Below are 11,671 nucleotides of genomic sequence, written 5' to 3' on the forward strand. Positions count from 1 at the left end.
GGGGCCCCTTCGCAGTCCAGCGGGACGAAGGCGATCCGACAAGCTCCCTCGCCACGGGCGGCTTCAATCCCGGTAAAACACCTGCACCAGGTGATAACCGAACTTGCTCTTGATCGGTCCGTGCACCACCCGCAGCGGCTTCTTGAAAATCACCGCATCGATGGCGCCAACCATCTGCCCCGGCCGCACTTCGCCCAGGTCTCCGCCGCGCTTGCCGGACGGGCAGGTGGAATACTTCTTGGCCAGCACATCGAAGGCTTCGCCCTTGGCGATGCGTTGTTTGAGCTGCTCGGCTTCTTCCGAGGTTTTCACCAGAATATGGCGGGCTTGAGCTTTCATGGGGCGGATACCTTGCAACGGTGGTGACATGGGTGTGACGCGGGGCGCGCGATTATGCCCTAACTCACTGCGGTTGGCCGATCATCGTGCGAATCTTGTTGGCCAATAGATCAATCGAAAACGGTTTGGCCACCATGTCCATGCCTTCCTCAAGAAAACCCTGACGCTCGGCGGCTTTTTCCGCGTAACCGGTCATGAACAGCACTTTGAGTTCAGGTCGGTGCTGACGGGCAATTTCCGCCAGTTGCCGGCCATTCATGCCGGGCAACCCGACATCGGTCACCAGCAAATCGACCCGCAGTTCGGACTCGAGCAAGGGCAGGGCGCTCTTCGCGTCTTCGGCTTCATAGGCGTGATAGCCCAGCTCCTTGAGCAGGTCGAACACCAGCATGCGCACGGCCGGGTCGTCCTCCACCAGGACCACGGTTTCACCGGCAATCGCCGAGGGCGCCTCGCTGATAACCGGCGATAACACGTCTTGCGGTTCCATGCCGTGCAGGCGCGGCAAGTACAAACGCACGCTGGTGCCCTGGTTGGGCATGCTGAACAGGGTCACATGGCCGCCGGACTGCTGGGCGAAACCATAAATCATCGACAGGCCCAGCCCGGTGCCCTGGCCGATGGGTTTGGTGGTGAAAAACGGATCGAACGCCTTGGCCAGCACCTTCGGGGTCATGCCCGTGCCGTTGTCGCTGACGGCGATCATCAGGTAATCCCCGGCCTTGACCGGTTCCAGGGTGGTGATGTCGCTGCCGTCGAGGTGGACGTTCGCGGTTTCAATGCACAACTCGCCGCCATCGGGCATGGCGTCCCGGGCGTTGATCACCAGGTTCAGCAGGGCGTTTTCCAGTTGGCTGACGTCAGTGCTGACCATCCAGGCGTCTTTGGCCAGGCGCAGTTTGAGCGCGATATGGTCACCCTTGGTGCGACTGAACAGGTCTTCCAGGGAGTGAATCAGGTCGTTGGGGTTCAGCGGTTTGCGGTCCAGCGACTGACGCCTGGAGAACGCCAGCAGACGATGGGTCAGCGCGGCGGCGCGGTTGGCCGAGGACACCGCGGCCTCGGTGAAACGGGCGATCTCGGCGGCACGGCCGTCGGCGATGTAGCGTTGCATCAGATCCAGGCTGCCGATGATCCCCGTGAGCATGTTGTTGAAGTCATGGGCGATGCCACCGGTGAGCTGGCCGACTGCTTCCATCTTCTGGGCATGGCGCAGGGCTTCTTCGGCGCGCTCGCGTTCGAACATCTCTTTGAGCAGTTTTTCATTGGCTTCGGCCAGTTGCCGGGTGCGGGCGCTGACCCGCTCTTCGAGGGTTTCATTGAGGTTGCGCAGGGCTTCTTCAGTCTGTTTACGCTCGGTTTCGTCGATCACGAAGATGTAAAAACCGTTTACCGCGCCGTCCGCACCGTGGCGCGGCAAATAGTTCATCAGTGCATGACGGATGCTGCCATCACGGTGCGGCGTGTTGATGCTGAAACAGCAGGACCTGCCGGACAGGGCCTCGGCGATGTGCTCGGCGCGCAGGGCGTAGGCCTCGTCGCCCAGCACCTCGCGAATGGTGCGGCCATAGAGTTCCTGAGGGGTCAGACCGTACCAGTCCAGATAAGCGGCATTGTTCAGGCGAAAGCGTTCCTCGCGGTCGACGTAGCTGATCAGGATCGGCATGGCGTTGATGATCAGTTGCAGCTCGGTCTGGCTCTGGCGCAGGGCCTGCTCGGTGTTTTTGCGTTCGGTGAGGTCTAGGGCGGCGCCCAGGAAGCGGATCGGCCGGCCATGGTGGTCCTTGTAGCAACGACCGCGAGCAAATACCCAACGCAATTCGCCGTTGGGTTGCAGCAGGCGGTACTCCTCGGCGTATTCGGTGCCATGGGCGATGCAATGTTTGATGCTGCGGGCGATCAGGGCGCGGTCTTCCGGGTGCACGCCGCGAAGGTACTCGGTGATCGGCAGCTGGCTGGCCATGGCCGGGTCGATGCCGTGCAATTGGGCGAAATGGGCGTCCGCCAGGAAGCGATCCTCGCTGATGTCCCAGTCCCAGGTGCCGACCGCGTCGGTGGCGGCGAGGGCCAGTTGCAGGCGTTCCTCGGTTTCTTGCTGGGCCTTGAGGCTGGCAGCCGAGCGCTGTTCCAGTTCAAGCGCGATGCGTCGACGCTCGTTGGTTTCGATGGCCGTGACCAGAATCCCGGCCACCTCGGCGCTTTCGTCGCGAATGGGGCTGTAGGTCAGGTCGAGCCAGAAGTCGGAATCCTTGCCATCGCGCTGCAGGGTGAAGCGCTGTTCGCTGTAGGTCCGCACCTGTCCTTGTAGGACGGCTCGGTAAATCGGGTCGGTAAAATCCTTTAACTCTGGCCAGATATCGTGTGTTGGCTGTCCGAAAGCGTGCGGATGCTTGTTGCCAGCGAGCAGGGCGAAGCCGTCGTTGTAGATTTGCGTCAACTGCGGCCCCCAGAGCAACAGCATCGGCATCGGTGAATGAATCACGATGTCCACGGCGGTTTTCAGGCTCTGTGGCCAGGTACTGGCCGCGCCCAGTGGGCTGCTTTCCCAGTCCAGTCTGGCAATCAGGGCCTGGGCATCGCTGCCGGTCGGTGAGGCGTTCATCAAGGTGTCCTGCTTCAAGTCGGTGTGACGGCGTCTACTAAGCTGGCTGAGCGGTAGACGCTGGATGACCCGGCACTTCAGAGGTTCGGGTCATTTTTATTCATTGAATGCATCGTAGGTGTGTTTTGCCATGGAAATCGACGCGTTATTAAAACAACTGGCCAGCCGCAATGGCGCCGACCTTTACTTGTCCACGGGTGCACCACCCTGTGCGCGGTTCGACGGTGTTCTCACCTCGCTGGCGGATCAGCCGTGCAGGCCCGGAGAGCTCGCGGCCATCGCCGCGTCCATTATGGACGCCGAACAGCGACTTGAGTTCGAACGGGAACTGGAGATGAACCTGGCAATTTCCCTGCCGGACATCGGACGCTTTCGGCTCAATATCTTTAAACAGCGTAACGATGTGTCGATGGTGGTGCGGAATGTCAAACTCGACATGCCACGCTTCGAAGATCTCAAATTGCCACCAGTGCTGCTCGAAACCGTGATGCTCAAGCAGGGCTTGATGCTGTTCGTCGGTGCCACCGACTCCGGCAAGTCTACCTCGCTGGCGGCACTGATTGACTACCGCAATCGCCACGATCATGGGCATATCGTCACCATCGAAGACCCGATCGAATACCTTCATCGCCCGGCGAATGTGCGTCAGTCCATCAGTCCCCACTCACCCGTTGGTGCATCCAGACCTGTCGATCCCTCCGCATGCAACTTCAAGCGCAAGCGCCGGTTGAGGTGAGCCTGCCCAATATGGCTGGGGGGAGCTGGCGTCTACGTCGACTGAACCCACGCTATTGCGGGCAAGCCACACTCCCACAGGTTTTGTGGCGGGCGCGGTATGTGCATGCACCGCCAATCCCCTGTGGGAGCGAGCTTGCTCGCGATGAACTGGAGACCGCCGCGGGGCATCAGGCTCCCTGCGTTATCGTTCGCAACCATCGCGATCAGGCTCGCTCCTACAGGGATAGTGGTTGTATGCGCATTTTGCATCTGACAAGCAATTCCTGTGGGAGCGGGCTTGCCCGCGATGAGGGCGGCACATTCAACTTTGACATTGATTGACACGCCGCCCTCGCGAGCAGGTCTTATTGGAGCACTTTAATCCCGCAGTTCCGGACGGTCGCGGAATTGCGCCAAAGCCTCGGGATTGGCCAGTGCATCGGTGTTCTTCACCTTTTGCCCATGCACCACATTGCGCACTGCCAATTCGACGATTTTGCCGCTGATGGTCCGCGGAATATCCGTGACCGCGACAATCTTCGCCGGTACATGGCGTGGCGTGGTATTGGCGCGGATGGTCTGGCGAATCTGTTGCTCAAGCGCTTCATCCAGTTTGACGCCTTCACGCAGCCGCACGAACAGCACCACTCGCACGTCATCCTGCCACTGCTGCCCGATGGCCACGCTGTCGAGTACTTGCGGGATTTTTTCCACCTGGCGGTAAATTTCCGCCGTGCCGATACGCACGCCGCCGGGGTTGAGCACGGCGTCGGAGCGGCCGTGGATCAACATCGCGCCGTGGGGCAGTTGTTCGGCGTAGTCGCCTTGCGCCCAGACGCCGGGGAACTGGCTGAAATACGACGCCCGCAGCTTTTCGCCGTCGGGGTCGTTCCACAAGCCGATGGGCATCGCCGGGAAGTGTCGGACGCACACCAACTCGCCTTTTTCACCAACGACCGGTCGGCCTTCGTCGTTCCACACTTCAACCGCCATGCCCAGGCTCTTGCCCTGCATCTCGCCGCGCCGCACCGGTTGCAACGGGTTGCCGTTGACAAAGCAGGAGACGATATCGGTGCCGCCCGACATCGACGCCAGGCACACGTCAGCCTTGAAATCGCGGTAGACGTAGTCGTAACTCTGCGGTGATAGCGCGGAACCCGTGCAAAGCAGGGTTTTCAGGCTGCTCAAGTCATGGCTTTGCCGGGGTTTGACGCCGTTGGCTTCCAGCGTGGCGAGGTACTTGGGGCTGGTGCCGAAAACACTGATGCGCTCGTCATCGATCAGGTCGATCAAGCGTTCGGGATCGGGATGAAACGGTGAGCCGTCGTACAGCACCACGGCACTGCCGACTGCCAGGGCCGAGACCAGCCAGTTCCACATCATCCAGCCGCAAGTGGTGTAGTAAAACAAGCGTTCGCCGGGGCCGAGATCGCTGTGCAAACCGTGCTCTTTCACGTGTTGCAGCAGCACGCCACCAGTGCTGTGGATGATGCATTTGGGCACGCCGGTGGTGCCGCTGGAATAGAGGATGTACAGCGGATGGGCGAAGGGCACGGCGACGAAATCCGGCTCGCCGCCGGGGTCGTAGAAATCGTCCCACAGCGTCACATTGGCGGCTGTGCGGAAGTCTTCGATGCGAGCCTGCGGCCGGGCGTAGGGCACTACGATCAACTGCTGCAGCGATGGCAGGCGTTCGAGGATTTCGTTGACCTTGACGGTCTGGTCGATCTCCTTGCCGGCGTAGCGATAGCCGGCACAGGTGACGAGCACTGTCGGCTCGATCTGGCCGAAACGGTCGATCACGCCCTGGGTGCCGAAGTCCGGCGAAGAGCAGGACCAGATCGCCCCGAGGCTGGTGGTAGCAAGCATCGCCACCAGTGTTTGCCAGGTGTTGGGCATGCACGCGGCCACCCGGTCGCCGAGGCCGACACCGGCGGCGATCAGACCGTTTTGAAAGCCGGCGACATGCTCGGCCAGTTCACCCCAGGTCAAGTGTTCGCGCTGACCATTTTCTGCCACGGCCACGACGGCCACGGCATCGTCGCGACGGCGCAGCAGGTGTTCAGCGAAGTTCAGGGTGGCGCCGGGGAACCACTGGGCGTCGGGCATTTTCGAGCCTTCAACCAGCACCGCGTCGGGTTGCTGATGGAAGCGGATATCGAAGAAGTCGACGATGGCCTGCCAGAAGTCCGCGCGTTGATCGATGGACCATTGGTGCAGGGCAGGGTAGTCATCGATGTGCAGGTGGAACCGCTGATTGATGAAGCGCCGAAAGGCCTCGATGCGGGTCTTGCCGATGCGTTTGGCACTCGGTTGCCAGAGGATGTCGGACATGGTTTGCCTCTTCTTATTCATGAATTCAAACGGGCATTTGTAACGAGGGAGCGAGCTCCCTCGCCACAACGGGCAGCGGTGCCTTACTGCGCCAACCAGCCACCGTCTATGTTCCATGCCGCACCGCGCACCTGACTGCCCGCTTCGCTGCACAGGAACAGCACCAGTTCCCCCAGTTGCGGCGGCGTCACGAATTCCAGCGATGGCTGCTTTTCAGCCAGAAGATCATGCTGTGCCTGTTGCGGATCAATCCCGGTGGCGGCGCGGTCATCGATCTGCTTCTGCACCAGCGGTGTCAGCACCCAACCAGGACAAATGGCATTGCAGGTGACGTTGCTGGTAGCGGTTTCCAGGGCGACCACCTTGGTCAAGCCGATGACCCCGTGCTTGGCCGCGACATAAGCCGCTTTGCCCATCGATCCGACCAGGCCATGCACCGAAGCAATGTTGATCACCCGGCCCCAGCCCTTGGCGCGCATGCCCGGCAGGCTCAGGCGAGTGCTGTGGAACACCGACGACAGGTTGATCGCGATGATCGAATCCCAGCGCTCCACGGGGAACTCTTCCACCGGCGCCACATACTGGATGCCGGCGTTGTTGACCAGAATGTCGATGCCACCGAATTCCCGTTCGGCATAGGCAATCATCTCGGCGATCTGTGCCGGGTCGCTGACATCGGCCGGGTGATGGCCGACCTTGCCGCCGTACTGCGCCACTTCGGCTATCACCTGGGAGGCGTCGCCAAAGCCGTTGAGGATCAGGTTCGCGCCGGCCTTGGCCAGGCTGAGGGCGATGCCCAGGCCAATGCCGCTGGTGGAACCGGTAACCAGTGCGGTCTTGCCCGAAAGAGTCGTCATGAATACCTCACACAATGCCAGTGGCGTAGAAAGTGCCGATCACCACGAAAACCGCAAGGGTCTTGATCAGCGTAATACAGAAAATATCTTTGTAAGCTTCGCGGTGGGTCAGGCCGGTGACCGCCAGCAAGGTGATCACCGCACCGTTGTGCGGCAGGGTGTCCATGCCGCCACTGGCCATTGCGGCCACGCGGTGCAGCACTTCCAGCGGAATGTTGGCGGCGTGGGCGGCGGCGATGAATTGTTCGGACATGGCCGCCAACGCAATGCTCATGCCGCCCGAGGCCGAACCGGTAATGCCGGCCAGCAGGGTCACGGTGATCGCTTCGTTGACCAGCGGGTTGGGAATGCTCTTGAGCCAGTCGGCCAGGACCAGAAAACCCGGCAGCGAAGCAATGACCGCACCGAAGCCATATTCGGACGCGGTGTTCATCGCCGCCAGCAACGCACCGCTGACCGCGCTTTTACTGCCTTCGGCGAGTTTGCTGCGGATCGCCTGGAAGCCGAACGCCAGCACCATGATGATGCCCACCAGCAGCGCCGCTTGTACCGCCCAGATCGCCGTCAGTTTGGCAATGTCGGTGGTCACAGGCGCCGCCATGCCCGGCAGCGCAAGGCTGTGGGTCTTGCCGTACCACTGGGGAATCCACTGGGTGAACAGCAGGTTCATGATGCCCACGGCCAGCAGCGGCGAGAGGGCGACCCATGGGTTGGGCAGCTTGATGTCGGCGGCGGTTTCCGGCTCGTTGCGCAGTTCGGTGCCATAGCCTTCACCGGCGCGCTGGGCCTTGTTGCGTTGGCGCTGCAGAAACAGCATGCCGGCGCAGAACACGAAGATCGTACCGATCAAGCCCAGCCAGGGCGCGGCCCAGGCCGTGGTGTTGAAAAAGGTGCTGGGAATGATGTTCTGGATCTGCGGGGTGCCGGGCAGGGCGTCCATGGTGAAGGAGAACGCGCCGAGGGCAATCGTCGCCGGAATCAGGCGCTTGGGGATGTTGCTCTGGCGGAACATTTCAGCGGCAAAGGGGTAGACCGCGAACACCACGACAAACAGGGACACGCCGCCGTAAGTGAGCAGGGCGCAAACCAGCACGATCACCAGCATCGCCTGGCGAGTGCCCAGCAAGCGAATGGCCGCGGCGACGATCGAGCGCGAGAAACCCGACAACTCGATCAGCTTGCCGAACACGGCACCGAGCAGGAACACCGGGAAATACAGTTTGACGAAACCGACCATTTTCTCCATGAACACGCCGGTGAACGCTGGCGCGACAGCAGAGGGGTCGGTGAGCAGAACGGCGCCGAGGGCGGCGATCGGGGCAAAAAGGATAACGCTGTAGCCACGGTAAGCAGCCAGCATCAACAGCGCGAGGGCTGCCAAGGCAATGATCACACTCATGGTGTGTCTCCTGGGTTGTTATTTTTGTAGGGTGGATCTTTTGTAGGAGAGCGCTATAGCGAATTGTGTGCCAGATGCTTAAGTGTCTGAAATATAAGGAAATATTAGGTTTTCTTTGAACTAGGTTCGGGCTGATGTCTCTGTTTTGAGATTTTTGTTTACTGGGCCGACCTCATCGCGAGCAGGCTCGCTCCCACAGTTGATCGCATTCTTGCTCTCGATCCAATAAACCTGTGGGAGCGAGCCTGCTCGCGATGGTCTATCTAACAACGGAGATTCGAGTCTCTTTATTGAGACTCCGCAATCCCCAACGCCAGCATCTTCTTGTACAGCGTAGATCGCCCTAGCCCCAGCCGCGCCGCCGCTTCAATTACCTTGCCCCCGCATTGCGCCAGGGTGGTCTCAATCAATTGCCGATCAAAGCGTGCCCGGGCAGCGTTGAAGGTCTCATGCTCCACCGGTTCGACTGGTGCCAACGCCATGCGCTGCACGGGTGTAAACGTCCCGATTGCCGCGCGGATATCCGCCACCGTGAGCCGCAGGTCGTCACTGAGCAATGCGGCCCGTTCCAGCACGTTGCGCAGTTCGCGGATATTCCCCGGCCAGGCGTGCTCTCCCAACAGATTCAAGGCCTCGCCGTTGAGTTCGTGTTGGCTGCGTAGCTCCTCAAGGATCGCTTCGCTGAGCGCGGGCAGGTCGTCGAGGCGGTCGCGCAGCGGCGGAACCTGGATGGGCAGGACGTTGAGGCGGTAATACAAGTCGGCGCGAAATTCGCCGCGCTTGATGGCGGCTTCCAGATCGGTTGAAGTCGCGGCAATCACCCGCACATCGCTCTGGATCACGTCGTTGGAACCTACTGGTTCGAATTCCTTTTCCTGCAGCACCCGCAGCAGTTTGCTTTGCAGCGGCAGGGGCATGTCACCGATCTCGTCGAGAAACAGCGTCCCGCCCTGGGCGATCTGCAATTTGCCGGCACGGGCCTTGCGGTCGGCGCCGGTAAAGGCGCCGGGCGCGGTGCCGAAGAATTCGGCTTCCAGCAGCGATTCGGGGATCGCTGCGCTGTTGATGCTGACAAACGCCTTGTGCGCGCGCGGCGAAGCATTGTGGATTGCCTGCGCCAGCAATTCCTTACCGGTGCCGGTTTCACCGAGCAGCAACACCGGCGAATCGGTACTGGCGCTGCGGCGGGCGCGGCGTTTGACTTCCAGGCTGGCGGCGCTGGTGCCGATGAAATGGGCGAAGTTGTATTTGGTCTGCCGCGCTCGCAACAGTGAGCGCGTCGATGCCAGTTCTTCCTGCATGCTCATGTAGCGCTTGAGCATGGGCGACAGGCTGCGCAGTTCGTCGAACAGGGCAAAGCCGATGGCGCCGATCACCTCGCCGGCATCGTCTTGAATCGGCAGACGCATGACCACCAACGGTTCTTTGGGGGTGTCCTGCATGTCGAGCAAAATCGGGCGTCCGGTGCGCACCACTTCGCGTAACAGGCTGCCGGGGATTACGCTCTCGCAGGCCTTGCCGATCGCATTTTGCGCCGATTGCAGGCCGAAACGCTTGGCGTAGCGCTCGTTCATCCACACGATATTGGCGTCGCGGTCGACAATCACCGTGCCCTCGCTCGACTGCTCGATGATCTCGAACAATGAGCGGATCGCCAGCAGCCGTACACGCTGGTAGTCCTTGAGGCTTTCGGTGGTGTTCATGGGTGCAGATCCTGATGATGTGTTGACTGTGCGGTCCACATCGCGAGCAGGCTCGCTCCCACATTGAAATCCATACTCCTGTGGGAGCGAGCCTGCTCGCGATGGCCGCGACGTGGTTCAGCGGCATGCGCCGGATTATGACGCCCCCGTATGCGCCGCCGCCAACAGCTCCTTGGTATACGGGTGCTGTGGCGAGTCGAAAACGTCGTGGCTGGCGCCGCTCTCGACGACCTTGCCGTCCTTGACCACGATCATGTCGTGCGCCAGGGCGCGGACCACAGCCAGGTCATGGCTGATGAACAGATAGGTCAGGCCATGTTTTTCCTGAAGCTGGCGGAGCAGGGCCACCACTTGCTTTTGCACGGTGCGGTCCAGGGCCGAGGTCGGTTCGTCCAGCAGGATCAACGCCGGTTTCAGCACCAGTGCCCGGGCGATGGCAATGCGTTGACGTTGGCCTCCGGAAAACTCGTGGGGATAGCGATGGCGGCTCTGCGGGTCGAGGCCGACTTCTTGCAGTGCCCGTATCACTTCGGCTTCGCATTCGTCGGCGCTCAACTGGCTGTGCACTTCCAGGCCTTCACTGATGATTTGTGCCACGGACATCCGTGGGCTGAGGCTGCCGAAGGGGTCCTGGAACACCACCTGCATTTTCTTGCGCCATGGCCGCAGCTGTTTCTGCGTCAAGCCATTCAACGCGTGACCCTGGAAGCGAATACTGCCCTCGGAGTCGAGCAGGCGCAGGATGGCCTGGCCGAGGGTGGATTTGCCGGAACCGGATTCGCCGACGATGCCCAGGGTTTTGCCGCGCTGGACATTCAGGCTGATGCCGTCCACGGCCTTGAGGTAAGTCTTGCGCTGAAACAACCCGCCGCTGACGGCAAACTGCACCCGCAGGTCCTGCACCTCCAGGACCTTTTCGCGCTCGTCCCGGGGCAGGGCTTCGCCTTCCGGCTCGGCATTGAGCAGGATGCAACTGTAAGGGTGCTGCGGTTCGGTGAAGAGCGTTTCGCAGGGCGCCTGCTCGACGATTTCCCCGGCCTTCATCACGCACACCCGCTGGGCGATGCTGCGCACCAGGTTGAGGTCGTGGCTGATCAACAGCAATGACATGCCCAAGCGTTGTTGCAGGGATTTGAGCAGCAGCAGGATCTTGCGCTGCACGGTCACATCCAGGGCCGTAGTGGGTTCGTCCGCAATCAGCAATTCCGGTTCGCAGGCCAGGGCCATGGCGATCATCACCCGTTGACGCTGGCCGCCGGACAGTTGATGGGGATAAGCCTTGAGCCGCTCCTTGGGTTTCTGGATGCCGACCAGATGCAGCAACTCCAGAATCCGCGCTTGCGCCGCCTTGCCAGCCAGGCCCTTGTGCACCAGCAGGGTTTCGCCAATCTGCTTTTCGATGCTGTGCAGCGGATTGAGCGAGGTCATCGGCTCCTGGAAAATCATCGCGATGCGGTTACCACGCAACTCGCGCAACACCCTGGAGGGGGCGCCGAGCAGTTCCCGGCCTCGATAGCGGATGCTGCCACGGCTTTCGGTGCCGCCCTCGGGCAGCAATTGCAGGATCGAGTGCGCGGTTACCGATTTGCCGGAGCCCGACTCGCCCACCAGCGCCAGGCATTCGCCGGGGCGGATGTCCAGACACAGATTGCGCACCACAGTCTGGCCGCTGAAGGCCACGCTGAGGTCACGGATTTCGATCAGGTTGGTCATTTCAATA

The 11,671-nt window shown here is 61.2% G+C and carries 7 protein-coding genes and 1 pseudogene; 1 reads left to right on the forward strand and 7 read right to left on the reverse strand.

Going from position 1 to position 11,671, the window contains the following annotated elements; translation table 11 throughout:
* Window positions 1-63: 63 nt before the first annotated feature.
* Complete coding sequence (locus tag ACGJAX_RS19735; RefSeq protein ID WP_007933743.1) at window positions 64-339, reverse strand: peptidylprolyl isomerase; 276 nt, start codon at window positions 337-339, stop codon at window positions 64-66.
* Between the two features lie 64 nt (window positions 340-403).
* A complete protein-coding gene (locus tag ACGJAX_RS19740) occupies window positions 404-2,941 on the reverse strand; it encodes a PAS domain-containing protein (protein ID WP_390955804.1) in 2,538 nt (845 codons plus the stop codon).
* Window positions 2,942-3,071: 130 nt separating this feature from the next.
* Here ACGJAX_RS19740 and ACGJAX_RS19745 point away from each other — a divergent pair.
* A pseudogene (locus tag ACGJAX_RS19745) lies at window positions 3,072-3,572 on the forward strand (ATPase, T2SS/T4P/T4SS family); the annotation flags it as partial.
* Window positions 3,573-4,036: 464 nt separating this feature from the next.
* On the opposite strand, the gene ACGJAX_RS19750 reads toward ACGJAX_RS19745, so the two are convergent.
* The 5 genes from ACGJAX_RS19750 to ACGJAX_RS19770 all read right to left on the reverse strand — a co-directional run bounded on the left by ACGJAX_RS19750 (window position 4,037) and on the right by ACGJAX_RS19770 (window position 11,664).
* Window positions 4,037-5,992 (reverse strand): acetoacetate--CoA ligase, encoded by a 1,956-nt coding sequence (locus tag ACGJAX_RS19750; RefSeq protein ID WP_390955805.1) that lies wholly within the window; start codon window positions 5,990-5,992, stop codon window positions 4,037-4,039.
* Window positions 5,993-6,075: 83 nt separating this feature from the next.
* Window positions 6,076-6,849, reverse strand: a complete 774-nt coding sequence (hbdH, locus tag ACGJAX_RS19755; RefSeq protein ID WP_390955806.1) for a 3-hydroxybutyrate dehydrogenase — start codon at window positions 6,847-6,849, stop codon at window positions 6,076-6,078.
* 7 nt (window positions 6,850-6,856) lie between these two features.
* Window positions 6,857-8,248: a GntP family permease gene (locus tag ACGJAX_RS19760; RefSeq protein ID WP_390955807.1), complete on the reverse strand. Its 1,392-nt coding sequence runs from the start codon at window positions 8,246-8,248 to the stop codon at window positions 6,857-6,859.
* 287 nt (window positions 8,249-8,535) lie between these two features.
* A complete protein-coding gene (locus ACGJAX_RS19765) occupies window positions 8,536-9,951 on the reverse strand; it encodes a sigma 54-interacting transcriptional regulator (protein WP_390955808.1) in 1,416 nt (471 codons plus the stop codon).
* A 135-nt stretch (window positions 9,952-10,086) separates the two neighbouring features.
* Window positions 10,087-11,664 carry an ABC transporter ATP-binding protein gene (locus ACGJAX_RS19770; RefSeq protein WP_390955809.1) on the reverse strand — a complete coding sequence of 526 codons (1,578 nt, stop codon included), beginning with the start codon at window positions 11,662-11,664 and terminating at the stop codon, window positions 10,087-10,089.
* Between the last annotated feature and the right edge of the window lie 7 nt (window positions 11,665-11,671).

The organism is Pseudomonas moorei, from assembly GCF_042846945.1.
GTDB lineage: Bacteria > Pseudomonadota > Gammaproteobacteria > Pseudomonadales > Pseudomonadaceae > Aquipseudomonas > Aquipseudomonas moorei.